This is a genomic window from Streptomyces sp. NPDC048295 (genome assembly GCF_040652135.1).
In the GTDB taxonomy this organism is placed as follows: Bacteria; Actinomycetota; Actinomycetes; order Streptomycetales; family Streptomycetaceae; genus Streptomyces.
Map to the genome: position 1 here is coordinate 132,250 of NZ_JBEZLL010000004.1, position 26,019 is coordinate 158,268.

The following is a 26,019-nucleotide window of genomic DNA, read 5'->3' on the forward strand; positions in this document are numbered from 1 at the left end:
GGAGCCGGTCTGCCGCCAGGAGGGGCGGGTCATGTTTCACGTGAAACATGACCCGCCCCTCATCCGCTCCGGCGAAGGGCGCTGTTTCACGTGAAACAGCGCCCTTCGCTCTGCCGTGCCCGGGACGCTAGCGAGCCTCTCCGGTGCCCTCCCACCGGAACATCAGCACTGCGACGACCGCGTAGAGAACCGCCACCCCGATCACCACCGCGACCGATCGCCCGTCAGGAGGCAGCATCAGGGCGGAGACCGCGGCGGCTCCTACGAAAGCGACGTTGAACAGCACGTCGTAGAGGGAGAAGACACGGCCACGGAAGGAGTCCTCCACCGCGGTCTGCACCACCGTGTCGGTCGTGATCTTCGCCCCCTGGGTGACCAGCCCGAGGACGAACGCCGCGACCAGCATTGGTACGAGGGCGAACCACAGCCCCAGCGCGGGTTCGAGGACGGCGGCCCCCGCCGCGCACACCGCCATCCAGCGGAACCTGCCGAGCAGGCCCACCGCCCAGGGTGTCAGTACGGCCGCGGCGAAGAACCCCGTACCCGAGACAGCCACGGCCAGCCCGAGGAGGGCCAGGCCTTCGGACTCGCTGTCGGTCCAGGCGTACCGGCACAGCATCAACACCATCACGGTCAGCGCTCCATAGCAGAAACGCATCAGGGTCATGGCGGCCAGCACCCGGGTGGCCTGCTTCCGTTCGGCCAGATGGCGCAAGCCTTCGACCAGCCCCCGTGCCGTGGTGGCCAGGGCCTTTCTCAGCTCGATCCGGTCCCCGTCCCGATCCGGCCCCAGGAGTCCGGTGGCGAGGGCCAGGGAGGCCAGCGCCGCAGCGAGATAGAGCGCCGCGCTCAGCAGTACCACTGCGGCATCGGAGTCCGCGAACAGCAGCCGTACGACGAAGGCGAGGCCGCCGCCCGCCGTGGCCGCGAGCGTTCCGGCGGTCGGTGAGAGCGAGTTGGCCAGGACCAGCCGGTCGCTGTCGACGACACGCGGCAGCGCGGCCGAGAGGCCGGCCAGGACGAAGCGGTTGACCGCGGTGACGCACAGCGCCGAGGCGTAGAAGAGCCAGTCGGGTACGGAGCCGAGGATGAGGAGCGCCGTGCAGCAGGCGAGCGCGGCGCGCAGCAGGTTCCCGTACAGAAAGACCTGGCGGCGCGGCCAGCGGTCCAGCAGGACGCCTGCAAAGGGGCCGATGAGCGAGTAGGGCAGCAGCAGCACCGCCATCGCGGAGGCGATGGCCCCTGCCGAAGCCTGCTTCTCCGGCGAGAAGACGACATGAGCCGCCAGCGCCACCTGGAAGACACCGTCGGCCGACTGGGAGAGAAGTCGTACGGCCAGCAGACGACGGAAGTTCCGAAGGCGCAGAAGAACGCGCAGATCACCCACGACGGCCATGCGATCAAGAGTCACATACGTTGAGGGTCCCCGGACAGATTGCCCGGGGACCCTCAACGGTGCGGAAGGGGCGGAGCGTTGCCGCTCATCACCCGGCCGCATGGACGTGCCGTGTCCGGCTGCGTCAGTTGGCGACCTCGCCGCGGATGAACTTCTCGACGTTCTCGCGGGCCTCGTCGTCGAAGTACTGGACCGGCGGGGACTTCATGAAGTACGAGGACGCGGAGAGGATCGGGCCACCGATGCCACGGTCCTTGGCGATCTTCGCGGCGCGCAGGGCGTCGATGATGACACCGGCGGAGTTCGGGGAGTCCCAGACCTCGAGCTTGTACTCCAGGTTCAGCGGAACGTCACCGAAGGCGCGGCCCTCGAGGCGCACGTACGCCCACTTGCGGTCGTCCAGCCACGCGACGTAGTCCGACGGGCCGATGTGAACGTTGTTCTCGCCGAGCTCACGGTCCCGGATCTGGGAGGTGACGGCCTGCGTCTTGGAGATCTTCTTGGACTCCAGGCGCTCACGCTCGAGCATGTTCTTGAAGTCCATGTTGCCGCCGACGTTCAGCTGCATCGTGCGGTCCAGGATGACACCCCGGTCCTCGAAGAGCTTCGCCATCACACGGTGCGTGATGGTCGCGCCGACCTGCGACTTGATGTCGTCGCCGACGATCGGGACACCGGCCTCGGTGAACTTGTCCGCCCACTCCTTGGTGCCGGCGATGAAGACCGGGAGAGCGTTGACGAACGCGACCTTGGCGTCGATGGCGCACTGCGCGTAGAACTTCGCAGCGACCTCGGAGCCGACGGGCAGGTAGCAGATGAGAACGTCGACCTTGCGGTCCTTGAGGATCTGGACGATGTCGACCGGGGCCTCGGCCGACTCCTCGATGGTCTGGCGGTAGTACTTGCCGAGGCCGTCGTGGGTGTGGCCGCGCTGGACGGTGACGCCGGAGTTCGGCACGTCGCAGAGCTTGATGGTGTTGTTCTCGCTGGCACCGATGGCGTCCGCGAGGTCGAGACCGACCTTCTTCGCGTCGACGTCGAAGGCGGCGACGAACTCGACGTCCCGCACGTGGTAGTCGCCGAACTGGACGTGCATCAGACCGGGCACCCTGCCGGCCGGATCGGCGTCCTTGTAGTACTCGACGCCCTGGACCAGCGAGGCGGCGCAGTTGCCCACGCCGACGATGGCTACGCGAACCGAACCCATTCCGGTTGCTCCCTGTGTGTTTTGGATGTTCCCGAAGGCCCCGCGGATCTGCGGGGACCTCACTTTGCGGTGTCGTCGGACGGATCCGGCGGGGTGTCACCCCTGCGCCGGGGCAGGCCGCCCGTCTCTCCTGCGGTGTTCTGCTGAGCTTCGCCCCCGGGCGAGGATCGTCGCTGATCCCGTCCCGACCGCTCGCTCTCGATGAGCTCGTTCAGCCAGCGCACTTCGCGCTCCACGGACTCCATGCCATGTCGCTGCAGCTCAAGTGTGTAGTCGTCGAGGCGCTCGCGAGTACGGGCCAGAGAGGCCCGCATCTTCTCCAGCCGCTCCTCCAACCGGCTGCGCCGGCCTTCCAGCACTCGCATCCGCACCTCGTGCTCCGTCTGCCCGAAGAAGGCGAAACGGGCTGCGAAGTGCTCGTCCTCCCAGGAGTCGGGGCCGGTGTGCGAGAGCAGCTCCTCGAAGTGCTCCTTACCTTCCGCCGTCAGCCGGTAGACGATCTTGGCGCGGCGCCCGGCCAGCGACGAGGCGGGGGCGACGGCACGGCCGGTGGCGGGCGGTAGGTCGGCAGGGGCGGCCCCCGGTTCCTCGATCAACCAGCCGTTGGCGACCAGCGTCTTGAGGCAGGGGTAGAGGGTGCCGTAGCTGAAGGCACGGAAGATTCCCAACGAGGTGTTGAGACGCTTGCGCAGCTCGTAGCCGTGCATCGGGGACTCGCGGAGCAGGCCGAGAACGGCGAATTCGAGGATGCCGGAGCGTCTGCTCAACTTCGCCTCCTCCTTCTCCGCGTGCGTCCGAGTGCGTTCGAGCACGTCCAAGGGCTCCTGCGGAGCTCTGTGCCGGGCTGATGTACCGAGCTGATGTATCGACTCGATACATCACGACGATAGATCGGTCGTCGCGATGCGACAAGAGGGGCCATCGTGAACGGCGTCACATCGCGAATTCATAGGCACCGACTTGCGTTGTTTGAGGTGAAGTTCGGTCCTAGGAGGGTTTTGACCGTGCGTAGTCTGTGCGGCATGCAGACCACCGGGAACCGCGTGACGCCCGCGCGCGTCAGCCTTCGCGGACCAGCCGGACGCATGGCGGACGAGCCTGTCGCAGGGCTGGTCCGTAATTCGGGGGACCGGATCTCAACTGCCGCTTCCAGGCGCTCTCGCCTGCCCGAGGAGTAGTCGTTCGATGAGCGAGCACCGTCGCAAAACGCCGCAACCGCAAGGGGGCGGGCGTGCAGCGGCCAGACGAGCTGCCCAGCAGTCCACAGGACGCCGAGCCGCTCCGTCACGCGGAGTAACTTCCGAATCACCTTCTGATTCGAATGGTGGGGACAGTCCGTACGGCGGACGCGCGGCGGCCCGACGAGCCGCCCAGCGCGGCGGCTCGTCGGGCCGCGGCGGCGGTGGCGGTGGACGTCGCCGCGGTGGCGGTGGCGACGGCGGTCAGGAGGGTCCCGGCAGGGGCCGTGGCCGCGCCGGCCAGCGCCCTGCCAAGAAACGCTTCATCGACTACCCGCGCGCCGGGAAGTACGGCGCTCGGCGCTGGGTGCCGTCGTGGAAGCTGCTCTCCGGCCTCTGCATCGGCTTCCTCGGCATACTGATGGGCATCGGCGGGATCGCGTACGCGATGGTCGGCCTGCCCAATGTGAACGAGGCCGCAAAGGCGCAGAACAACGTCTACCTGTGGGACGACGGTTCGCAGATGGTCGCCACCGGTGGTGAGGTGAACCGCCAGCTCATCACGTACGCGCAGATTCCCGACGCCATGCGGAACGCCGTGATCTCCGCCGAGAACAAGTCCTTCGAGCACGACCGGGGCATCGACCCCATGGGCATCGGCCGGGCGCTGTTCAACATGGCCACCGGTGGTGAGACCCAGGGTGGTTCGACGATCACCCAGCAGTACGTGAAGAACTCGCGCCTTTCCCAGGAACAGACCTTGAGCAGGAAGTTCCAGGAACTCTTCATCACGCTCAAGGTCACCAACAAGATGAAGAAGAACGCGATCATCACGGACTACCTCAACGTCTCGTACTACGGGCGAGGCGCTTCGGGGATCCAGGCGGCGGCCCGTACGTACTACGGCAAGGACGCCGTGGACCTGAATCCGAGCGAGTGCGCCTTCCTGGCCACACTCCTCAAGGGCGCGTCCTACTACGACCCGGCGGGCGCCCCCGAGGTCGATCCCAAGCAGGCGACGGCGAAGCTCAACACCGAGCGGGCCGAGAAGCGCTGGCGGTGGATCCTCGACGAAGAGGTGAAGGACGGGCGTCTCGCGAAGGCGGAGCGGGACAAGTACACCAAGTTCCCGGCCCCTCTCGAGCCGAAGAAGAACGCCCAGCTGGGCGGTCAGACCGGATACCTGGTGGACCTGGCCAAGAAGTACTTCCTCGCCAACAACACCGAGGGTGTCACGGCGGAGATGCTGGCCCAGGGTGGTTACCAGATCCACACCACCTTCAACAAGAAGAAGGTCAACGACCTCAACGCCGCGGTCAAGAAGGTCTACGACAGCAAGATCAAGCCGAAGCAGCGGCCGGAGACGGACACCCACGTCCAGTTCGGCGGCGGCTCGGTGGATCCCAAGACCGGGGCCATCGTGGCGATCTACGGCGGCCAGGACGCGACCAAGCACTTCACCAACAACGCCGACCCCACCGGTGCGCAGGTCGGTTCGACCTTCAAGCCGTTCGTGCTGGCGGCGGCGATGGAGTACGGCAAGCGGAACCCCGAGCTCCCGGAGGACCAGGGCCCGTCGGACCGTACGAAGGTCTCGCCGCTCAGCATCTACAACGCCGATGACAAGCTGAAGATCAAGAAGTACAACGGCGAGATCTGGACCGACGAGAACGGCAAGGAGTGGCTGCAGGCCAACGACGGCCATGAGTCGAAGGGCAACATCACCCTTCGCGAGGCGATGCAGTGGTCCGCCAACTCCCCGTACGTGCAGCTCGGCATGGACGTCGGCACCGACAAGGTGAAGGACATCGCCATGGCCGCCGGGCTCAAGGACGACGAACAGATGGCGGACTCGCATGTGCCGTCGTTCTCCATCGGCACGTCCTCGCCCAGCGCGATCCGTATGGCCGGCGCGTACGCGACCTTCGCCGACAGCGGTATGCAGCGCGAGCCGTACTCGGTCTCCGAGGTGAAGCACGAGGGCGAGGTGATCTACCGGCACAAGGACGCCCGCAAGCGCGCCTTCGATGCCGCGATCGCCGACAACGTCACCGACGTCCTGAAGAACGTCGTCGAGAAGGGGACCGGTACCCCCGCCCAGCTCCCCGGCCGGGACGTCGCCGGCAAGACCGGTACGACGGACGACAACAAGTCGGCCTGGTTCGTCGGCTACACGCCGCAGCTGTCCACGGCCATCAGCATGTACCGACTCGACGACGATGCGACGAACAAGAACCGCAAGTTCGAGAAGATGTACGGCACGGGTGGTGAGAAGACGATCCACGGTGCGTCGTTCCCGGCCCAGATCTGGCACGACTACATGGCGGATGCGCTGAAGGGGAAGCCGGTACTGACCTTCCCGGAGCCCGGACCGATCGGGGACAAGGTCTACGGCGGCGGTGCGCAGAGCCCCACGCCGACGCCCAGCCCGCCGACGACCCCGTCTCCGACCACGTCGGTGGACAAGTCGCCCTCGATGCCCACGACCCCGTCGCCGCCCGTCACCCCCACCGAGACCTGCGACACGTGGGACTGGGACTGCCAGCACAACAACGGCGGGACCAGCACCGGTGCGAACGGCGGAGACACCGGTGGTGGCACCGATCCGTCGACGACCCCCGATCCACCGACCGGCGGGAACGGGAACGGCGGCAACGGGAACGGCGGGAACGGGAACGGCGGGAACGGAAACGGCGCAATCTTCGGCGGACCGGCCGGATAGCGCCCGCACGGCCCGCCGGGCCGACCCGGTCATGAGGGCCGCCGCACCGCACGGTGCGGCGGCCCTCGTCGTTTCCACAGCCCCGTACGGCAGGATGAGCGGCATGCCAAGCGCAGAAGACACGAGCGTGCACGAGCACCAGGAACGGTCCGTCGTGCGGCCCACGCACCAGGACGAGGTCGCCGCGGCCGGCAGCGAGCTGATCGGCGGCCGGTCGGGGCGCTGGACCCGGCTCGGCAGCACGGCGCTCACCCCCGTGGGCGTCGTCGCGCTGGTGGCCCTCGGGATGTTCGCGCTGGGCATGGTGCAGAAGCTGCCCTGCTACAACTGGGCCTGGTTCAGGGGCGCGGGCTCGCAGTACACGCACGCCTGCTACTCGGACATTCCGCATCTCTTCGCCGCACGTGGATTCTCCGACGGCCTCGTGCCGTACTTCGACCGGCTGGCCGGCGACATGCAGTACCTGGAGTACCCCGTTCTGACGGGCGTGTTCATGCAGGTCGCCGCCTGGCTGACGCCGGGCGGCTCCATCCAGCACCGCGAGCAGATGTACTGGATGGTCAACGCGGGCATGCTGATGATCTGCGCCGTGGTCATCGCCGTCTGTGTCGCCCGCACGCACCGGCGCCGCCCCTGGGACGGGCTGCTGGTCGCCCTCGCGCCGGCCTTCGCGCTCACCGCCACGATCAACTGGGACCTGCTGGCCGTCGCGCTGACGGCCGCCGCGATGCTCATGTGGTCCCGGGGAAGGGCGCTGGCGTTCGGCGTCCTCATCGGGCTCGCCACGGCCGCCAAGCTCTATCCCGTGTTCCTGCTGGGGCCGGTGTTCGTCCTGTGCTGGCGGGCGGGCGCATGGCGGGAGTTCGGCAGGGCGACGCTCGGGGCGGTGGTGTCCTGGCTGGTGGTGAATCTGCCGGTGATGGCGCTCGCCCCCGAGGGCTGGAAGAAGTTCTACACGTTCAGCGAGGAACGGGGCATCGACTTCGGCTCCTTCTGGCTGATCATCACCCAGCGCACCGGCGAGAGCATCGAGGTCTCGACCGTCAACACCGTCTCGACCCTGACGACGGTCCTGCTGTGCGCGGGCATCGGCGCGCTCACCCTGATGGCGCCGCGCCGGCCCCGCTTCGCCCAGCTGGCCTTTCTCGTCGTCGCGGCGTTCATCCTCGTCAACAAGGTCTACTCGCCGCAGTACGTGCTGTGGCTGATCCCCCTGGCCGCCCTGGCCCGGCCGCGCTGGCGCGACTTCCTGATCTGGCAGGCGTGCGAGGTCATGTACTTCCTGGGGATCTGGATGTATCTCGCGTACACGACCAGCGGGGACAAGCACCAGGGGCTGCCCACGGAGGGGTACCAGCTGGCGATCGCCCTGCACCTGCTGGGCACGCTGTACCTCTGTGCCGTGGTCGTACGGGACATCCTCATGCCGGAGCGGGACGTCGTTCGGCGCGACGGGTCGGACGATCCGTCCGGCGGGGTGCTCGACGGGGCCCCGGACGCGTTCGTGCTGGGGCGGGCGGCGCATGCGCCGCACCACGCCCACGCCGCGGTGGAAGGACCGCGGGTGGAGTGGGGCGCCGGGCGCGGCCCGGTCGCCGACTGAGGGCCGGGTTCCTCCCGTACGGAGGGACCCGGCGCCGTCCTAGCGGTCGACGAGGCGGTCGAACTGGGTGGTCGTGTGGCGCAGATGGGCCACCAGCTCGTCGCCGACCTTCGGCTCCTGGGCGTCCGACGGGACGAACAGGATCGACACCTGCATGTGCGGCGGCTCGGCGAACCAGCGCTGCTTGCCCGCCCAGACGAACGGCGACAGATTGCGGTTGACGGTGGCCAGGCCCGCGCGGGCGACCCCCTTGGCGCGCGGCATCACACCGTGCAGGGCCTTCGGGGCCTCCAGGCCTACTCCGTGCGACGTACCACCGGCGACGACCACCAGCCAGCCGTCCGAGGCGGCCTTCTGCTGCCGGTAGCCGAAGCGGTCGCCCTTGACCACCCGCGTGACGTCCAGGACTGCGCCCCGGTACTCCGTCGCCTCGTGGTCGCCGAGCCACAGGCGGGTCCCGATGCGGGCACGGAAACGCGTCTGCGGGAACTGCTGCTGGAGCCGGCCCAGCTCCTCGGCGCGCAGATGGCTGACGAACATCGTGTGCAGCGGCAGCCGGGCCGCGCGCAGCCGGTCCATCCAGCCGATGACCTCCTCGACCGCGTCCGAGCCGTCCGTGCGGTCCAGCGGAAGGTGCAGGGCGAAGCCTTCGAGCCGTACGTCCTCGATGGCCGCGTGCAGCTGTCCGAGCTCCTCCTCCTTGACGCCGTGGCGCTTCATCGAGCTCATGCACTCGATGACGACCCGGGCGCCCACCAGGGCGTGCACGCCGTCCACGGAGGACACGGACCGGATGACCCGGTCGGGCAGCGGCACCGGCTCCTCGCCCCGGCGGAACGGGGTGAGGACCAGGAGGTCGCCGCTGAACCAGTCCTTGATGCGGGCCGCCTCGTAGGTGGTTCCGACGGCGAGCATGTCGGAGCCGAAGCGGATGGCCTCGTCGGCCAGCCGTTCGTGGCCGAAGCCGTATCCGTTGCCCTTGCAGACCGGGACGAGGCCCGGGAACTGGTCGAGGACGGATTTCTGGTGCGCCCGCCAGCGCGCGGTGTCGACGTAGAGGGAGAGCGCCATGGCCGGTCCGGAACCCTTCTGGTGGCTGCTGTGTGGGAGATGTGTGGAGCCGAAGTCCCCATTGAAACCAATGAAGCCGGTTTCGTCACCGGGACGACGCGTATCGGACGACGCGAATCAGCGGCGCGACATGTAGATGTCGAGCGCCTTGTGCAGCAGCTTGTTGAGCGGGAAGTCCCACTCGCCGAGGTACTCCGCCGCCTGCCCGCCGGTGCCGACCTTGAACTGGATCAGACCGAAGAGGTGGTCGGTCTCGTCCAGCGAGTCGGAGATGCCGCGCAGGTCGTAGACGGTGGCCCCCATGGCGTACGCGTCGCGCAGCATCCGCCACTGCATCGCGTTCGAGGGCCGGACCTCGCGCTTGTGGTTGGCGGACGCGCCGTACGAGTACCAGACGTGCCCGCCGACGATCAGCATGGTCGCGGCCGCGACGTTCTCGCCCTCGTGCCGGGCGAAGTACAGCCGCATCCGGTTGGGGTCCTCGGTGTTGAGGGCCGTCCACATGCGCTGGAAGTAGCCCAGCGGACGCGGCCGGAAGTGGTCGCGCTCCGCCGTGATCTCGTACAGCCGCTGCCACTCGTCGAGCTCGGCGTAGCTGCCCTGGACGACCTCGACGCCGGCCTTCTCGGCCTTCTTGATGTTGCGTCGCCACAGCTGGTTGAAGCCCTTGTGGACGTCTTCGAGCGAACGATTCGCCAGCGGCACCTGGTAGACGTAGCGCGGCTGCACGTCACCGAAACCGGCGCCGCCGTCCTCGCCCTGCTGCCACCCCATCTTCCGCAGCCGGTCCGCCACTTCGAAGGCGCGCGGCTCGATGTGGGTGGCCTCGATGTCGCGCAGACGCTTCACTTCCGGGTCCTGGATGCCCGACTTGATGGCGGGCGCGTCCCAGCGACGGATGATGACCGGCGGGCCCATCTTCACGGAGAAGGCGCCCTGCTGCTTGAGGTGCGCCAGCATCGGCCGCAGCCAGTCGTCCAGGTTCGGGGCGAACCAGTTGATGACCGGGCCCTCGGGCAGATAGGCGAGATAGCGCTTGATCTTCGGGAGCTGCCGGTAGAGCACCAGGCCGGCGCCGACGAGCTGTCCGCTCTTGTCGAACCAGCCGAGGCTCTCGGAGCGCCACTCCGCCTTCACATCAGCCCATGCCGGGACCTGCATGTGACTCGCCGCAGGCAGACTCTGGATGTATGCCAGATGCTGCTCTCGGCTGATGGTCCTCAGGGTCAGGCTCATGCGGGGCGCTCCTCGGCAGGTGTGTCCCCATCGGTCCAGGGGCTCCGGCTCTCGCGCCGAAGCCTACTGTGACCGACCAGCACGCCGTCTGGCCCTATGGGACCTTGCCGCCGGGCCACCGCCGCGCCCCGGGTTTCCGGGCCTTGTACGGGGCAACGGCGCGAGGTCACCGGCACGGGGAACGGCGCGAGGTCCCTGTGCGGGTCCTCGCGCCGTTCCGTCCGTCCTGTACCGGACGCGGATCACCTGCCGTCCGCCGTGCGTCAGCCCACCACGCCGCCGAAGAGGCCGCCGTGGGCCATGCCCAGGAAGAAGCCGATGGCGGCTGCGCCCATGCCGATGATCAGCGGGAACCGTTCACGCGTGGTCACCGAGATGTACTGCCCGTACGCACCCGTGAGGATCCCGATGAGTCCGGCCCACGAGCTGATCAGATGCAGGTTGTGGAACATCGCCGTCACGAAGGCGAGCACACCGAGGATCAGCGTCACCGCCACCAGGACCTCCTGGCGGGGATGGGGCTTGCCGTCCGTGGCGAGAAGGGAGACGGGGGGACGGGGTCGTATTGCCTGTGCCATGGAGTACCTCCTGGCGGAGATGGGGCGCGCGGTGGCGCCGGTCACACCCGATGTGTCCAGATTGCGTCTCCTGAGCACCGGATTTCAACCGGAAGCGGGTGTGCGGGTACTCTGTACGGTCTGCACCGGTGTCTGCCCGGACCAGCACGTCGACCCCCCTCTGATGGAGGGCGTTGTCAGTGGCGGCTGTTCTACTCGGAGACACCGATGCTCACGCATCACGACCCTCCTGCCACGGAACGACCGTGGCCGCTGAGTCCAAAGGAGGTGGGTTCCACATGCGTCACTACGAGGTGATGGTCATCCTCGACCCCGATCTCGAGGAGCGCGCTGTCTCCCCGCTGATCGAGAACTTCCTCTCCGTCGTCCGTGAGGGCAACGGAAAGGTCGAGAAGGTCGACACCTGGGGCCGTCGTCGTCTCGCTTACGAGATCAAGAAGAAGCCCGAGGGCATCTACTCGGTCATCGACCTGCAGGCCGAGCCTGCGGTCGTCAAGGAGCTCGACCGCCAGATGAACCTGAACGAGTCGGTCCTCCGGACCAAGGTCCTCCGTCCCGAGTCCCACTGAGCATCTAGCTCAGTGGTCATCGGGTTCGAGTAGCAGCAAGCAGCCAGAAGCAATCCCCGCCGAGAGGTTCATCCATGGCAGGCGAGACCGTCATCACGGTCGTCGGCAATCTCGTCGACGACCCCGAGCTGCGCTTCACCCCGTCCGGTGCGGCGGTCGCGAAGTTCCGTGTCGCGTCCACTCCCCGCATCTTCGACCGGCAGACCAATGAGTGGAAGGACGGCGAAGGCCTGTTCCTCACCTGCTCGGTCTGGCGGCAGGCGGCGGAGAACGTCGCCGAGTCGCTCCAGCGAGGCATGCGCGTCGTCGTGCAGGGCCGGCTGAAGCAGCGGTCGTACGAAGACCGCGAGGGCGTCAAGCGCACGGTCTACGAGCTGGATGTCGAGGAAGTCGGCCCCAGCCTGAAGAACGCCACGGCCAAGGTCACCAAGACCACCGGTCGCGGTGGCCAGGGCGGCCAGGGTGGATACGGCGGCGGCCAGCAGGGCGGCGGCAACTGGGGCGGCGGTCCCGGTGGTGGCCAGCAGGGTGGTGGCGGCGCTCCCGCCGACGACCCGTGGGCCACGAGTGCGCCGTCCGGCGGTCAGCAGGGCGGGGGCCAGCAGGGCGGCGGAGGCGGCTGGGGCGGAAGCTCCGGCGGTTCCGGCGGCGGCTACTCGGACGAGCCCCCCTTCTAGGGAAGCTCGTACCCCCACTTCTTGATCACACAGGAGAAACACCATGGCGAAGCCGCCTGTGCGCAAGCCTAAGAAGAAGGTCTGCGCGTTCTGCAAGGACAAGACCCAGTACGTGGACTACAAGGACACGAACATGCTGCGGAAGTTCATTTCCGACCGCGGCAAGATCCGTGCCCGCCGCGTGACCGGCAACTGCACGCAGCACCAGCGTGACGTCGCCACGGCAGTCAAGAACAGCCGTGAGATGGCGCTGCTGCCCTACACGTCCACCGCGCGATAAGGGAAGGGTGACCGAATCATGAAGATCATCCTCACCCACGAGGTCTCCGGCCTCGGTGCTGCGGGCGACGTCGTCGACGTCAAGGACGGGTACGCCCGTAACTACCTGGTTCCGCGTGGCTTTGCCATCCGCTGGACCAAGGGTGGCGAGAAGGACGTGGCGCAGATCCGCCGCGCCCGCAAGATCCACGAGATCGCCACGATCGAGCAGGCCAACGAGATCAAGACCAAGCTCGAGGCCGTGAAGGTCCGTCTGGCCGTTCGCTCCGGCGACGCCGGCCGTCTCTTCGGCTCCGTGACCCCGGCCGACATCGCCTCGGCGATCAAGGCCGCCGGTGGCCCCGACGTCGACAAGCGTCGCGTCGAGCTGGGCTCGCCGATCAAGACGCTCGGCGGGCACCAGGTGTCCGTGCGTCTGCACCCCGAGGTCGCTGCGAACCTCGGCATCGAGGTCGTTGCTGCCTAAGGGCACAGCTCACCTGAGCAGCTGAAGGGCCGCACCCCACGGGGTGCGGCCCTTCGTCGTTTCCGGCCGTGCGGTTCCGGCCGGGTTTCGTGGCCCTTCTGTTGCCGCTTCTGTTGCCCCTTCTGCCGTGTCCCCCGTTGCCCGGTTTCACGTGAAACGCGGCAACGGCCGGTGGCTCAGCGCGTGGCCCCGGTGACGATCCATTTACCGGAGCGGGTGCGCAGCCAGAGCGTCACCAGGCGGACGGCCATCATCAGGGTCATCGCCCACCACAGCGCCGTCAGGCCACCACCGATCACCGGCACCAGCAGCGCGACCGGGGCGAAGACGGCGAGCGTGACGAGCATGGCCCAGGCCAGGTACGGGCCGTCACCGGCACCCATCAGCACTCCGTCCAGGACGAAGACCACGCCGGCGATCGGCTGGGACAGTGCGACTACCAGCAGCGCCGGGACAAGGGCGTCCTGTACGGACCGGTCGCCGGTGAACAAGGGCACGAACAGCGGTCGGGCGAGGACGATCAATGCCCCGAACACCACCCCGGAAACGATGCCCCACTGCACCATGCGGCGGCATGCCTCGCGTGCGCCCCCGGCGTCATCGGCTCCCAGGTAGCGGCCGATGATCGCCTGGCCGGCGATGGCGATGGCATCGAGGGCGAAGGCCATCAGGCTCCAGAGCGACAGGATGATCTGGTGCGCGGCGATCTCGGTGTCGCCGAGGCGGGCGGCGACGGCCGTGGCGATCAGCAGGACGGCGCGCAGCGACAGGGTACGGACCAGGAGGGGAACGCCTGCCTGGGCGCTGGCCCTGATGCCCGCGGCGTCGGGGCGCAGTGAGGCGCCGTGCCGTCGCGCTCCCCGTACCACCACGATCAGATAGACGGCGGCCATCGCGACCTGTGCGATCACGGTGCCCCAGGCCGATCCGGCGATACCGAGACCGGCGCCGTAGACCAGTCCCGCGTTGAGGGCTCCGTTGGCCGCGAAGCCTCCGACGGCGACGTACAGCGGAGTCCTGGTGTCCTGCAGGCCGCGGAGGACACCGGTCGCGGCCATCACCACGAGCATGGCCGGGATGCCGAGGCTGGAGATCCTCAGATACGTGGTCGCGTAGGGGGCCGCCGTGTCGGAAGCTCCGAAGACGTCCACCAGCCAGGGGGCCGTGGGGAGAGCGAGGGCGATGACGACGACGCCCAGCAGGAGCGCCAGCCAGATGCCGTCCATGCCCTGCCGGATCGCGGAGGCCAGATCGCCCGCCCCGACCCGTCGTGCCACCGCCGCGGTGGTGGCGTACGCGAGGAAGACGAAGATGCTGACGGCGGTGGTCAGCAGGGCGGCTGCGACGGCCAGGCCGGCCAGTTGCGGGGTGCCGAGATGGCCGACGATGGCGCTGTCGACCATCACGAAGAGCGGCTCGGCGACGAGTGCGCCGAAGGCAGGGACGGCGAGCGAGATGATCTCGCGGTCGTGCCGTCGGCGACTGGGCGGCGGTGGTGCCGGGGCCTGGATCATGGGGGTCAATCTAATCTTCCACAGGTAATGGATGCAATGGCTTAGTAGTCCTTACATTTGCGAAGGTCCGGCGTTCTCCTGTGTGTCGTTTGTCGTGATCTTGAACTGAGGTGGAAAGTTTTTCTCCCCCACAGCCCGTGGATGGGGAAAGGCCAGGTCAGCGCAGTGATGGTCCAGTCGCTATGAGTTTGTCCACAGTGCTGTCCCCCGTTCCGTGCACAGGTTCTGTGGAGTTCTCCACAGCATCTGGTCGGTCGTCCACATGCCCTGTGGATAACCAGATTGGCTGACGGTGCCGAGCGGCCTACCGTGGACCGGCACCCGCACCCCGTTCCCGTCTCGGAACCACGCGGAACTCGACGTGCCGGAACCGGAGTCGGGCGTCTTGTTTGTCGGTGCTGTGCCGTAAGAAAGAGTGGCATGGCGAGGTCCGCGGAGCGGACGGGAGGAGGTGGCCCGGTGAGCATTCCCGAGCCTTTGGACGACCCCTGGGCCGATACCGGTCCCAGTGACCGTCTGCCCGTCTCCCGGCAGCGTCGGGGTGAAGGCCGGGACCGCGGCGAGCAGCACGAGCGCGGCAGGGAGGGCGGCGGATGGGACGGCGGCTCCCCCGGTTTCGAACGGGTGCCGCCCCAGGACCTCGATGCCGAGCAGTCGGTACTCGGCGGCATGCTCCTGTCCAAGGACGCCATCGCCGATGTCGTGGAGATCATCAAGGGCCACGACTTCTACCGTCCCGCGCACGAGACCGTCTACCAGGCGATCCTCGACCTCTACGCCAAGGGCGAGCCGGCCGACCCGATCACGGTGGCGGCCGAGCTGGTCAAGCGCGGCGAGATCACCAAGGTGGGCGGGGCACCGTATCTGCACACCCTCGTCCAGTCCGTACCGACCGCGGCCAACGCTTCGTACTACGCGGAGATCGTCCACGAGCGGGCGGTCCTGAGGCGGCTCGTCGAAGCCGGCACGAAGATCACGCAGATGGGATACGCGGCCGACGGCGATGTCGACGACATCGTGAACTCCGCGCAGGCCGAGATCTACGCCGTCACCGAGCAGCGCACCAGCGAGGACTACCTGCCGCTCGGCGACATCATGGAGGGCGCGCTCGACGAGATCGAGGCGATCGGCTCGCGCAGCGGCGAGATGACCGGGGTGCCGACCGGCTTCACCGACCTCGACGCTCTGACGAACGGCCTGCACCCGGGCCAGATGGTCGTCATCGCGGCCCGCCCCGCCATGGGTAAGTCCACGCTGGCTCTCGACTTCGCCCGGGCCTGTTCGATCAAGAGCAACCTGCCCAGTGTGATCTTCTCCCTCGAAATGGGGCGCAACGAGATCGCGATGCGTCTGCTCTCCGCCGAGGCGCGGGTGGCGCTGCACCACATGCGCTCCGGCACCATGACCGACGAGGACTGGACGCGGCTGGCCCGCCGGATGCCGGATGTCTCGGCCGCCCCGCTCTACATCGACGACTCCCCGAACCTCTCCATGATGGAGATCCGGGCGAAGTGCCGCCGTCTCAAGCAGCGCAACGACCTCAAACTCGTGGTCATCGACTACCTCCAGCTGATGCAGTCCGGCGGCTCGAAGCGTGCCGAGAGCCGCCAGCAGGAAGTCTCGGACATGTCCCGAAACCTCAAGCTGCTGGCGAAGGAGCTGCAGCTCCCGGTGATCGCGCTCTCCCAGCTGAACCGTGGCCCCGAACAGCGCACGGACAAGAAGCCGATGGTCTCCGACCTGCGTGAATCGGGATCCATCGAGCAGGACGCCGACATGGTGATCCTGCTGCACCGCGAGGACGCGTACGAGAAGGAGTCCCCCCGCGCCGGTGAGGCCGACCTGATCGTGGCCAAGCACCGTAACGGCCCGACGGCGACGATCACGGTGGCCTTCCAGGGCCACTACTCGCGCTTCGTCGACATGGCGCAGACCTGACGGCTTGCAGGTCCTCGGGCTCCGTGTCGCCTTCTCCGCTGCCGTGTCACGGCGACGGCGGTCCTGACGCTCCGGCTCACTCCGCCACGGGCAGCCACTCGGCGAGCAGATCCCGACGTCGTGCCAGGCCCGCCGTGCGTGCTGAGGAAGGTGGGCGACGCCGGGAAGCACGGTCTGGTCGACCGACGGGTGGTGAAACGCGTGCCGGGCCCCGCCGTAGACCACCAGGCGCCGGTCGACGCCCGCGGCCTGCATCCCGGCGGCCGGTACCGGCGGGGAGCGGGAGGTGCCCGGTCATCGTCAGGCCGTCGGCCGGTATGCGACCGAGTGTGTGGTGATCGTCGTCATGAGACCGGACCGTAGCGGCGGCCGGTCCCGGTCGGGCCGGTCCTCACCGTCGGCAGAACAGAGGGTGGGTGTGGGCCCGCGGGCGGTGAAATGGAGTCGCCACCGCCTGGTTCTGCGGGTAGTTGTGTGAGCATGACCTACTCATCCGAACAGTTGCTTCCAGGGACGCAGCGTGCTCTGCTGCACCGCATCGCCACCGCGCAGTCGGAAGGCCGCGCGCCCTCGCTCGTCGCCGCGGTGCAGCGGCAGGGGCGGACCGTCTGGAGCGGATCCCGCAGTTGCGTGGACGGCCATGCTCCCGACAACGACACACAGTTCAGGATCGGGTCCCTCACCAAGACCTTCACCGCGGTGCTGGTCCTGCGCCTGCGTGACGAGGGCCTGCTCGACCTGGACGATCCGCTGGAGAAGCATCTGCCCGGCACCGATGTCGGTGATGTGACGATCCACCAACTGCTGGGACACAGCGCGGGACTCGGCGCCGAGGCGCCCGGGCCCTGGTGGGAGCGGACCCCGGGCACGCTCCGGCCAGAGCTGGCCGATGTGCTCGGTGAGCAGACGCGGATGCACAGTCCGGGGCAACGGCACCACTACTCGAACCCCGGCTACACGCTGCTGGGCGCCCTGGTCGAGAAGGTGCGCGGGGCGAGCTGGGCGGAGGTGCTGCGACACGAGATCCTCGAACCGCTCGGCATGAACCGCACCAGCCTCCACCCGCAGGCGCCGCACGCGGGCGGCTGGGCCGTGCATCCCTGGGCCGATGTCATGCTGCCCGAACCGGCCGAGGATCTCGGGCTGATGGCCCCGGCCGGCCAGCTCTGGTCCACCAACGACGATCTACTGCGCTTTGCGACCCTCCTGACCGAGGGGGACGACCGGGTTCTCTGCGCCGCCTCCGTGGAGCAGATGCGTGAGCCGTCCGCACCCGCAGAGCACGGCGACTGGCACTTCGTCTACGGTCTGGGCCTCCAGGTGGTGCACATCGGCGGACGCACACTCGTCGGACATACGGGATCGCTGCCCGGATTCCTGGCCGCCCTGTGGATCGACGTCGAGGACGACGTGGTGGCCGTCGCGCTGACCAACACGACATCGGGTCTGCTGATCGGTGGGCTTGCCGCCGACCTCGTGAGCATCGTGGCCGAGGCCGAGCCCCGCATCCCCGAGCCCTGGCGCCCGCTGCCGGAGGTGGATGCCGGGCTTCTCGCGCTGACCGGCCTCTGGTACTGGGGCACGCGCCCGAATGTCCTGCGGATGACCTCGGGCGGCGGGCTGGAGCTGGCGCCCCTGCAGGGCGCCGGCCGCGGCGCCCGGTTCACCGCACAGCCCGATGGCACCTGGACCGGTCTCGACGGCTACTACGCGGGGGAGACGCTGCGCGTGATCCGGAACAGCGACGGCAGCGTGAACCATCTCGATCTGGGTTCGTTCGTCTTCACACGGGAGCCGTACGACCCGGCTGCGGCCGTTCCCGGCGGGGTGGACGAGGGTGGATGGCGGGGCCTGGGAGCCTGATCCTCCCGTTTCACGTGAAACGGGAGGGGGCGGGCCGGTTCAGGCCGTCAGCTCCCGTTCCAGCGGGGTGCGGAAGCGCGGAGTGACCCGTGCCTGACCCACCCATCGCGAGAACCGGGACGCTTCCGCTTCGATCGCGGCGGAGGCGTCCCGGCCGACGTCGGACAGCAGCCGCCAGACCGGCTCGCCGTCGGCCCGCTGGGCCCAGCCACCCACGATCCGCCCGTTCCACCACACGGTCGGACCGATGTTGCCGGACCGGTCGAAGAGAGCCTCCCGGTGCCCGCCCGGCAGATGGAATCCGCGATCGGACCATCCCATGGCGCTGGGGTCGAGAGCCGGAAGCAGTGCGGCCCAGGGCTCCGGGGCCGGTTCCGGCTCCATGTCCTCCGGCAGCACCCACCCCACGGCTCCGTCGTCCAGCCGGACCTCCTCGGCCTCGACGGCTGCCAGTGCCTTGCGGGTCGGTCCCAGCCCCCAGCCCGTCCACCACTTGAGATCGGTCTCGGTCGCCGGGCCGTAGGAGCGGAGCCATCGCCGGGCCAGCTCGGCCCGTGCCCGTGCGGGGTCCTCGGACGGCCAGGGATCGGAGGACGTCCAGCGGAACTGGCTGGAGGTCCAGGAACCGCGTGGCCGGTCCCGGCGGATGAGGCCTTCGGCCGCCAGGATCCGGATGACACGGGAGGCTACGCCCTGCACGCCCTCGGCCTTCTTGCCGGGGAAGACGGTGATCTTCGTACGCAGAGCGGCCACGGCGGCGGAGAGTTCGGTGCCGGTTGCGGTACCGCGGTCGGCGAGAGCGGCCAGGGTCTGCTGTTCGGCACCGGCGAGCCAGCGCTCGTCCAGGCCGTTCCCGTCGTCCGTGAGGTGCTTGAGGAAGGTCCGGCGTTCCTTGGCGGCTACGGCCCGGGCGTTCGAAGCGTCGACGAAGGGGGCGAGTTCCCGCGAGACGACGAACAGGGTGTTCCGCATGGAGAGCTGCCGGACCAGCGAGACGTCCCCGTAGAGGGCCTGTTCCACCGGGGCGACGCCCGCCTCGGACAGGCGGGCACAGGTGGAGAGGAAGACGGTGGCGGCATCGGTCGCGTGCAGCGCCACGACCGCATCGGCCACGGAGACCGGGGAAGCGGTTCGCAGGGACGGGGCCAGGAGATGGCGCCGGCCGAGCCTGATCCTGCGTTGCTCGTCACTGATGCGGTGCATGGACGACCCCCTTCCGGGCTCCGGAGTGTGATCAGAGTGCGAGCTTGAAACCCACATGGCTGGCGGTGAAGCCGAGTCGCTCGTAGAAGCGATGGGCATCGGTCCGGGTCGCATCGGACGTCAGCTGGACCAACTGGCAGTCCTGGCGCCGGGATTCGTCCACAGCCCACTCGATCAGCAGGGTGCCGAGGCCGCTTCCGCGTTCGTCGGCATGGATGCGTACGCCCTCGATGACCGAGCGGGTCGAGCCGCGCCGGGAAAGTCCGGGAATCACGGTCAGCTGCAGGGTTCCGACGACGCGGCCCTCGCGCACGGCGACGACCAGGTGCTGGTTCGGGTCGTCCACCAACCGCCGGAAGGCGGCGTGGTACGGGGCCAGGTCGTCCGGTGACTCACGCTGTGCGCCCAGCGGATCGTCGGCGAGCATGGCCACGATCGCGGGGATGTCGGCGAGGGCGGCCGGCCGTATTTCCAGATCGCTCATGGTCGGCAGGGTACGCAGATCGTCCGGGCGGCGCGGGATCTAGTCCTGTCCCGCGGGCCGCTCGCGACCACGCGGTGACTCAGGCGACCTGCACGGGGGCCTTCAGCTCCTCGACCGCCCTGACCAGCGGGGCCAGTTCGGGGGACTTCGCGGCCTCGTCCAACGCGGCGCGCAGCGCGCTGTCATTGGTCGGCCGGGCCTCGGCCAGCAGGGCGAGGCCGGCCTCGGTGACATCGGTGTAGATGCCACGGCGATCGGTGTCGCAGAGGTACCGCGTCAGCAGCCCGCGGTCCTCCAGGCGGGTGACCAGGCGGGTGGTGGCGCTCTGGCTGAGCACGACCGCATCCGCGACCTGCTTCATCTGGAGATGTCCACCAGGGCCGTTGTGCTGCCTGCTCAGGACGCCGAGCAGGGAGAACTCCCGCACGCTGAGCCCGTGCCCGGACTGCAGCGCCCGCTCGATGCGGGCCTCGATCTTTCCGTGGAGCAAGGAGAGAGCGCACCAGCCCTGGGAGAGGGCGGTCAGTGCGGGGTCTGTCGCTGTCATGGGGTCTCTCCTCCGTGTAGGAGCCGCTTGCCCCCAGGATAGGCGACTACCGCAATAGCCCGCGCTTGCAATTAATCGGCGTCTGCAATTATTGTGGACGCTCATAAGGTGCAGGCGCAATCTTCAGGGAAGGTGAAATTCATGCCGCTCGCGCTCCTGGCCCTCGCCATCGGGGCTTTCGGTATCGGGACCACCGAGTTCGTGATCATGGGGTTGCTCCCCGAGGTTGCCGCGGACTTCCAGGTCTCGATCCCGACCGCGGGGTTCCTCGTCACGGGGTACGCGCTCGGCGTCGTCCTCGGCGCCCCGCTGATGACGGCCCTCGGCACCCGGGTCACCCGCAAGCGCATGCTGATGCTGCTCATGGGCCTGTTCGTCGTGGGCAATGTGATCTCCGCGGTTGCCCCGGTCTTCGGCGTCATGGTCGTCGGCCGGGTGATCGCCTCACTCGCCCATGGCGCCTTCTTCGGCATCGGAACGGTCGTCGCGGCCGACCTGGTGGCTCCCCGGAAGAAGGCCGGGGCGATCGCCATGATGTTCACCGGCCTCACCGTGGCCAATCTCGTCGGTGTACCGCTGGGCACCTACATCGGACAGAGCGCGGGCTGGCGGACCACGTTCTTCGCCGTCGCCGCGATCGGGGTCATCGGCCTTCTCGGCGTCGCCAGGCTCGTCCCCGAACAGTCACGGCACGAGGGCGTACGGCTCCGCGACGAGCTGGCCGCGTTCCGCAATGTGCAGGTGCTGCTCGCCATGGCGATGACCGTCCTGGGCTTCGGCGGAGTCTTCGCCGCGATCACCTACATCACTCCGATGATGACCGGGATCGCCGGATACTCCGCGTCGTCCGTCACCTGGCTGCTGGTCCTCCTCGGACTGGGCATGGTGGGTGGCAATCTGATCGGCGGCAGGTTCGCCGACCGCCGTCTGATGCCCCTGCTGTACGTGTCGCTGGGCGCCCTCGCCGTGGTCCTCGCCCTGTTCACCCTGACCGCTCACAACAAGATCACCGCGGCCGTCACCATCGCTCTCATCGGCGGCCTGGGGTTCGCGACCGTGCCGCCGCTGCAGAAGCGGGTGCTCGACCAGGCGGCCGAAGCCCCGACCCTCGCCTCCGCGGCCAATATCGGTGCCTTCAACCTCGGTAACGCGCTCTCGGCGTGGCTGGGTGGCCTCGCCATCTCGGCGGGCCTCGGCTACACCGCTCCCAACTGGATCGGCGCGGCTCTGGCGGCCTCCGCCCTGGCCCTCGCGGTCGTCTCCGGTGTGCTGGAACGCCGCACGGTCACGACCGGCCGGATCGTTGCCCGGCATACCCCTGAGCCCGCCCTCGCCCCCGCGTCCCGGCGCTGAGATCCCCCTCCCACGCCGACATTCCCTCCCACGCCGACGTCCCTTCCCGCAGAGCGCGCCGCCTCACCGCGCCGCATCGCACCAAGGAGCCCTCATGAGCACCACCACTTTCGCCGTCGCCCCGCTGACGACCGCGGACGCCGAATCGCTCGTCGACGCGGCCCGTGCCGCCGCCGAGGTCGCAGGCATCGCGGTTGCCGTCACCGTCCTCGACGCGGGCGGCCACCTGCTGGCGTTCCGCCGGGACGACCGGGCCGTCCTCATCGCCGGCGAGACCAGCACCCGCAAGGCGTACACGGCCCTCCAGCTCGACGCTCCCACGGCCGACCTCGTCGACGCGGTCCGGCCCGGCGGGCTCTTCCACACACTGCCCACGGCCCTCGACCGGCCGTTGCTCTTCATCGCCGGAGGCGTTCCCGTCCACCGCGACGGCCGGCTCATCGGCGCCATCGGTGTCGGCGGAGGCGCCCCCGACCAGGATCACGCCTTTGCGTCGTCCGCCGTGAAGGAGCTCGTCTGACGCACTCCTCGGGCCGCGCAGGTCTCCGCGGTCAGCCCGTCGCCACGGTCAGCGGGGCGTAGCGACGGGTCCAGTCGCCAGGCAGGTCCGAGATCCCATGGGTCATCACTGTGGTCACGGAGCCGGGCCGCAGACCGCGCTCCTCGAACCAGCCGAGCAGTTCGGTGTGGCGCGCGTCGATGTCCGCGCGCAGGGGCCGGTCGGTCGCCTCCGCGAGAGAGGCGACGAGTGCCTGAGCCGTGGCGGTGTCGCGCGCGATCAGCGGGCCGACCACATGGGCCCCGTCGCTCGGCCAGGCCGCCGCGTACCCGATGAGTTGTCCCTCGTCCTGGGCGACCCGGATGTGGTCCGCGTACGCGGGCAGCCGGGCGAGGACATGGGTCCGGTCGCCACCGAAGACATCCGTGTCCAGCCGGACCATGGCGTGCAGATCCTCCGCCGTGGCCGGGCGGACGGCCACGGCGGATCCGTCGTCGGCGGGCCGGAGGAAGCCGGTGACCCGCTGGGAGCGGCCCACGGCCGAGAAGCCGAGCTGCTCGTAGAGCGGTTGCCCCGCGGCTGTCGCGTAGAGGCTGAGCGGTGTGTCACCGCACTCGGCGATCACCCGGTTCATCAGCTGCCGCGCGACCCCCCGCCGCGCGTATCGCTCCGCGACGAGCAGCATGCCGATGGCGGCCAGCCGCGGGCCGTAGGAGGTCACCACACAACTGGCCATCAGCCCCTTGCCCTCGGGATCGTCCACGCCGTAGCCGGTTCCGGCGGCGAGGAGCAGGCCCCACCGGTGCTCATCGCGTGGCCAGCCACGGTCTTCGCAGAGATCGGCGCAGGCGACCAGGTCATTCTGGGTGAGGCGCCGGAGAGGCAATTCGGCTGACGAGCGGGGCAGTGAGCTGGGCATGGAGGTCAGGCTGTCCGACGCGGTGTTCGCTCGTCCACCCCTTTACCGGCTCCGGCCGAGCGGCGCAGCCGATGGCCGCGCCGGGTCGGTCCCCAGGGCTTCAGTACCGATATCGCGGTGATGAAGAGGTAGGCCGCCGTTGCCACTGACGGCGCGACCACCAGGTCGGCATCGACGGTGCCACGCGTTGCGGCCTCGTCGATGCCGGGCCGCAGGGAGAAGACGGACAGCGCCACGGTGATCAGGGTGAGCCAGAACTTCGTCCAGACCCATCGGTGCCTGGCCAGCCCCCATGGCGTACCGAGCGCCAGAACGAGACCGCTGAACAGCGAGAACAGGGCGACCGGCACGATCAGCCAGTCCCCGAAGACCTTCATGGCGCGGGTCGCGGCCCGTGCGGTGGCGGGGTCCGCGGTGGAGAAGGCCGTGATGGCGAGGGCCAGCAGTCCGACGGTCAGTCCCAGCCAGCCGACGGATACCGCGACATGCGCCACGAGGAGGCTGCGGCGGGCGGAGCGTTTGAGTGGTTTCACGTGAAACACGGTGCCGGGAGCGGGGCGATCGGGCGTCCGACGACGGGAGTAATCGCGCGTACTGGGCTCGGAGTACAGCACGCTCTCCTCCGCCGCCTGGACCGGCAGGTGAGTTGCCGTCCCGGCGGGTACGGATGCGCTCAGGGGTGGCTGTCATGGGTTCACGGCCCGCCCGGGTCCCCCGCAAGGCATGCTGGGCCCGGGTACCGCGGGCAGTGGCCGACCGGCGACCGTCAGCAGGACCCGATCGCGTCCGCGGACAAGCAACCGCGGGCCGTTCCGGTGCGTAAGGCGACCACGAGACGTACGAGGCGAGGCACAGTATGGATGCTCCGGCCACCGGGTGGACCGAAGACGGAACGCACAGATCTGCCGACGCGGTCCTGATCCATCGCACCCTGACCGAGATCTCTCCCGTCGCGGACCGGGCGACCTCGTACTTCTACGCGCTGCTCTTCATACGCCACCCCGAACTGCGTGACCTGTTCCCGGTCGCGATGGATGTCCAGCGCGACCGGCTCCTCCGCGCGATCCTCACCGCGGCCGACCGGCTGGACGATCCGGGTGCGCTGGCCGAGTACCTTGGCGAACTGGGCCGGGGACACCGCAAGTACGGCACGCTGCCCATGCACTATCCGGCGGTGGGGGAGGCGCTCATGGGCGCTCTGAGCCGCTACGCGACCACCACCTGGGACGCTGAGACCGAAGCGGCCTGGGTGCGCGCCTACACCGCGATATCGCAGATCATGATCGACGCGGCCGCCGAGGACGAGCAGCGAGCCCCTGCTCTGTGGCACGCGGAGGTGGTGTCCCACGACCTCAGGACCCGTGACATAGCGGTGCTCACACTCCGCCCCGACCAGGCCTATCCCTTCCTCGCGGGCCAGTACGCGGCCGTGGAGACCTCGTGGTGGCCACGGATCTGGCGGCACTATTCCTTCGCCTCGGCCCCCCGCCCCGACGGCCTGCTCACCTTCCACGTCAAGGCGGTCCCGGCCGGCTGGGTCTCCAACGCCCTGGTGCACCGGGCCCGGCCCGGGGACGTCCTGCGCCTCGGCCCGCCCACGGGCTCGATGACGGTCGACCACTCCACCCACAACGGCCTGCTCTGCCTAGGCGGGGGCACCGGCATCGCCCCCATCAAGGCGCTCGTCGAGGACGTCGCGGAGCATGGCGACCGGCGTCCCGTGGAGGTCTTCTACGGGGCACGCAGCGATCACGACCTGTACGACATCGACACGATGATGCGGCTCCAGAAAACCTTTCCCTGGCTCGCGGTGCGGCCGGTGGTCGCCACCGGTCCGGAAACGGGAAGGGGCCTGATGAGGGGACTGCTGCCCGAGGCGGTGCGGCAGCGCGGCCCATGGCACGAGTACGACGCCTACCTCTCGGGCCCGCCCGGCATGATCCGCAGTGGCGTGGACGCGCTCAGGGACACCGGCATGCCCGCCGAGCGCATCCGTCACGACTCCATCGAGGACCTGATCGCGACCGGCCCCGCCTGACCACGACCCCGGCCCGCCCGCTCACGACCGGCCCGCCTGGCCACGACCCGCCCGCCCGCCTGCTTGACCACGACCCGGCCACCTGACCACGACCCGGCCACCTGACCACGACCCGGCCACCAGACCACGGCCGCCGTCACGCCCGGAGCGGTTGCGGTCAGCCCAGGTCGGGCGCGTGCATCGCGCGTACGCCCTCGATGTTGCCGTCCAGGTAGTGCCGCAGCGACAGCGGCACCAGGTGGACGGCGGCGATCCCCATCCGGCTGAACGGCACCCGCACGATGTCGTACTCCCCGCAGGGATCGTCGATCTCGGGCCCGTGCCGCCGGGCCGGGTCCATCGACTCCAGCCGGCAGACGAAGAAGTGCTGGACCTTCACGCCCTTCACCCCGCCGCCCTCGATGTGCTCCACGGTGTCGACGAAGCAGGGGACCACGTCGGTGATCTTGGCGCCGAGTTCCTCGTCCACCTCGCGGTGCAGGGCGTCGACCACGGTCGCGTCCTCGGGCTCGACCCCGCCACCGGGCGTGAGCCAGTAGGGATCCACCCCGGGCTTGGTGCGCTTGATGAGGATCAGGTCGTCGCCGTCGAGCAGGATGGCACGTGCGGTGCGCTTGACCACAGGACGTTCGGTCATGGCAAGAGCGTGGCCCGCGGAACCGGTTCTGAAACACCGGAC

The 26,019-nt window shown here is 68.9% G+C and carries 24 protein-coding genes and 1 pseudogene; 11 read left to right on the forward strand and 14 right to left on the reverse strand.

What is annotated here, in order from left to right; genetic code table 11:
• Positions 1 to 127 precede the first annotated feature (127 nt).
• The 3 genes from AB0D53_RS07230 to AB0D53_RS07240 all read right to left on the reverse strand — a co-directional run bounded on the left by AB0D53_RS07230 (position 128) and on the right by AB0D53_RS07240 (position 3,370).
• The gene (locus AB0D53_RS07230; protein ID WP_362441359.1) at positions 128 to 1,396 is read right to left on the reverse strand and encodes an MFS transporter; all 1,269 of its coding nucleotides are present in this window, start codon (positions 1,394 to 1,396) and stop codon (positions 128 to 130) included.
• A 124-nt stretch (positions 1,397 to 1,520) separates the two neighbouring features.
• A complete protein-coding gene (locus AB0D53_RS07235) occupies positions 1,521 to 2,603 on the reverse strand; it encodes an inositol-3-phosphate synthase (protein WP_362441362.1) in 1,083 nt (360 codons plus the stop codon).
• 59 nt (positions 2,604 to 2,662) lie between these two features.
• Entirely contained in the window at positions 2,663 to 3,370 is a 708-nt protein-coding gene (locus AB0D53_RS07240; protein ID WP_329820058.1) for a helix-turn-helix transcriptional regulator, read from the reverse strand.
• A gap of 418 nt (positions 3,371 to 3,788) precedes the next feature.
• Here AB0D53_RS07240 and AB0D53_RS07245 point away from each other — a divergent pair, with 418 nt between their 5' ends.
• Positions 3,789 to 6,503 carry a transglycosylase domain-containing protein gene (locus AB0D53_RS07245; RefSeq protein ID WP_362441365.1) on the forward strand — a complete coding sequence of 905 codons (2,715 nt, stop codon included), beginning with the start codon at positions 3,789 to 3,791 and terminating at the stop codon, positions 6,501 to 6,503.
• Between the two features lie 103 nt (positions 6,504 to 6,606).
• Positions 6,607 to 8,106, forward strand: coding sequence for a glycosyltransferase 87 family protein (locus tag AB0D53_RS07250; protein WP_362441368.1), 1,500 nt, complete (start codon positions 6,607 to 6,609; stop codon positions 8,104 to 8,106).
• 39 nt (positions 8,107 to 8,145) lie between these two features.
• On the opposite strand, the gene AB0D53_RS07255 is transcribed toward AB0D53_RS07250, so the two are convergent.
• The 3 genes from AB0D53_RS07255 to AB0D53_RS07265 form a co-directional block, all read right to left on the reverse strand.
• Positions 8,146 to 9,177: an alanine racemase gene (locus AB0D53_RS07255; protein ID WP_093895066.1), complete on the reverse strand. Its 1,032-nt coding sequence runs from the start codon at positions 9,175 to 9,177 to the stop codon at positions 8,146 to 8,148.
• A gap of 117 nt (positions 9,178 to 9,294) precedes the next feature.
• The gene (locus AB0D53_RS07260) at positions 9,295 to 10,413 is read right to left on the reverse strand and encodes a peptidoglycan bridge formation glycyltransferase FemA/FemB family protein (RefSeq protein ID WP_362441373.1); all 1,119 of its coding nucleotides are present in this window, start codon (positions 10,411 to 10,413) and stop codon (positions 9,295 to 9,297) included.
• 263 nt (positions 10,414 to 10,676) lie between these two features.
• Positions 10,677 to 10,991, reverse strand: coding sequence for a hypothetical protein (locus tag AB0D53_RS07265; RefSeq protein WP_362441376.1), 315 nt, complete (start codon positions 10,989 to 10,991; stop codon positions 10,677 to 10,679).
• Positions 10,992 to 11,269: 278 nt separating this feature from the next.
• On the opposite strand from AB0D53_RS07265, the gene rpsF reads away from it, so the two are divergent.
• From rpsF to rplI, 4 genes are all read left to right on the forward strand, one after another.
• Positions 11,270 to 11,560: a 30S ribosomal protein S6 gene (rpsF, locus tag AB0D53_RS07270; protein WP_072487610.1), complete on the forward strand. Its 291-nt coding sequence runs from the start codon at positions 11,270 to 11,272 to the stop codon at positions 11,558 to 11,560.
• 74 nt (positions 11,561 to 11,634) lie between these two features.
• A complete protein-coding gene (locus AB0D53_RS07275) occupies positions 11,635 to 12,237 on the forward strand; it encodes a single-stranded DNA-binding protein (RefSeq protein WP_329820054.1) in 603 nt (200 codons plus the stop codon).
• Between the two features lie 43 nt (positions 12,238 to 12,280).
• Complete coding sequence (rpsR, locus tag AB0D53_RS07280) at positions 12,281 to 12,517, forward strand: 30S ribosomal protein S18 (protein ID WP_003967857.1); 237 nt, start codon at positions 12,281 to 12,283, stop codon at positions 12,515 to 12,517.
• Positions 12,518 to 12,535: 18 nt separating this feature from the next.
• The gene (gene rplI, locus AB0D53_RS07285; protein WP_072487612.1) at positions 12,536 to 12,982 is read left to right on the forward strand and encodes a 50S ribosomal protein L9; all 447 of its coding nucleotides are present in this window, start codon (positions 12,536 to 12,538) and stop codon (positions 12,980 to 12,982) included.
• A gap of 176 nt (positions 12,983 to 13,158) precedes the next feature.
• Here rplI and AB0D53_RS07290 read toward each other — a convergent pair whose 3' ends face one another.
• Complete coding sequence (locus AB0D53_RS07290; RefSeq protein ID WP_362441381.1) at positions 13,159 to 14,496, reverse strand: MATE family efflux transporter; 1,338 nt, start codon at positions 14,494 to 14,496, stop codon at positions 13,159 to 13,161.
• A gap of 477 nt (positions 14,497 to 14,973) precedes the next feature.
• Here AB0D53_RS07290 and dnaB point away from each other — a divergent pair, with 477 nt between their 5' ends.
• Positions 14,974 to 16,434 (forward strand): replicative DNA helicase, encoded by a 1,461-nt coding sequence (dnaB, locus tag AB0D53_RS07295; RefSeq protein ID WP_362441985.1) that lies wholly within the window; start codon positions 14,974 to 14,976, stop codon positions 16,432 to 16,434.
• Between the two features lie 76 nt (positions 16,435 to 16,510).
• Here dnaB and AB0D53_RS07300 read toward each other — a convergent pair.
• Positions 16,511 to 16,698: pseudogene (locus AB0D53_RS07300) on the reverse strand (dienelactone hydrolase family protein); the annotation flags it as partial.
• A 216-nt stretch (positions 16,699 to 16,914) separates the two neighbouring features.
• On the opposite strand from AB0D53_RS07300, the gene AB0D53_RS07305 reads away from it, so the two are divergent.
• A complete protein-coding gene (locus AB0D53_RS07305; protein WP_362441384.1) occupies positions 16,915 to 18,297 on the forward strand; it encodes a serine hydrolase domain-containing protein in 1,383 nt (460 codons plus the stop codon).
• Between the two features lie 39 nt (positions 18,298 to 18,336).
• On the opposite strand, the gene AB0D53_RS07310 is transcribed toward AB0D53_RS07305, so the two are convergent.
• The 3 genes from AB0D53_RS07310 to AB0D53_RS07320 form a co-directional block, all read right to left on the reverse strand.
• Positions 18,337 to 19,500 (reverse strand): winged helix DNA-binding domain-containing protein, encoded by a 1,164-nt coding sequence (locus AB0D53_RS07310; RefSeq protein WP_362441387.1) that lies wholly within the window; start codon positions 19,498 to 19,500, stop codon positions 18,337 to 18,339.
• Positions 19,501 to 19,531: 31 nt separating this feature from the next.
• Complete coding sequence (locus AB0D53_RS07315) at positions 19,532 to 19,984, reverse strand: GNAT family N-acetyltransferase (RefSeq protein WP_362441390.1); 453 nt, start codon at positions 19,982 to 19,984, stop codon at positions 19,532 to 19,534.
• Positions 19,985 to 20,063: 79 nt separating this feature from the next.
• Positions 20,064 to 20,531 (reverse strand): MarR family transcriptional regulator, encoded by a 468-nt coding sequence (locus tag AB0D53_RS07320; protein ID WP_362441393.1) that lies wholly within the window; start codon positions 20,529 to 20,531, stop codon positions 20,064 to 20,066.
• Positions 20,532 to 20,672: 141 nt separating this feature from the next.
• Here AB0D53_RS07320 and AB0D53_RS07325 point away from each other — a divergent pair, with 141 nt between their 5' ends.
• Positions 20,673 to 21,884, forward strand: coding sequence for an MFS transporter (locus tag AB0D53_RS07325; protein ID WP_362441398.1), 1,212 nt, complete (start codon positions 20,673 to 20,675; stop codon positions 21,882 to 21,884).
• Positions 21,885 to 21,978: 94 nt separating this feature from the next.
• Positions 21,979 to 22,404, forward strand: coding sequence for a heme-binding protein (locus AB0D53_RS07330; protein WP_362441401.1), 426 nt, complete (start codon positions 21,979 to 21,981; stop codon positions 22,402 to 22,404).
• A gap of 31 nt (positions 22,405 to 22,435) precedes the next feature.
• On the opposite strand, the gene AB0D53_RS07335 is transcribed toward AB0D53_RS07330, so the two are convergent.
• Together AB0D53_RS07335 and AB0D53_RS07340 are read right to left on the reverse strand one after the other, a co-directional pair.
• Complete coding sequence (locus AB0D53_RS07335; RefSeq protein ID WP_362441404.1) at positions 22,436 to 23,302, reverse strand: GNAT family N-acetyltransferase; 867 nt, start codon at positions 23,300 to 23,302, stop codon at positions 22,436 to 22,438.
• Between the two features lie 5 nt (positions 23,303 to 23,307).
• On the reverse strand, positions 23,308 to 23,835 hold the full coding sequence (locus tag AB0D53_RS07340) for a DUF2269 domain-containing protein (protein ID WP_362441407.1): 528 nt from the start codon (positions 23,833 to 23,835) through the stop codon (positions 23,308 to 23,310).
• A gap of 323 nt (positions 23,836 to 24,158) precedes the next feature.
• Between AB0D53_RS07340 and AB0D53_RS07345 the strand changes: the two genes are divergently transcribed.
• Positions 24,159 to 25,340 carry a globin domain-containing protein gene (locus tag AB0D53_RS07345; protein WP_362441410.1) on the forward strand — a complete coding sequence of 394 codons (1,182 nt, stop codon included), beginning with the start codon at positions 24,159 to 24,161 and terminating at the stop codon, positions 25,338 to 25,340.
• Positions 25,341 to 25,497: 157 nt separating this feature from the next.
• Here the strand turns inward: AB0D53_RS07345 and AB0D53_RS07350 are convergent, their stop codons facing one another.
• Positions 25,498 to 25,977 (reverse strand): NUDIX hydrolase, encoded by a 480-nt coding sequence (locus AB0D53_RS07350; protein WP_329820042.1) that lies wholly within the window; start codon positions 25,975 to 25,977, stop codon positions 25,498 to 25,500.
• Positions 25,978 to 26,019: the final 42 nt, after the last annotated feature.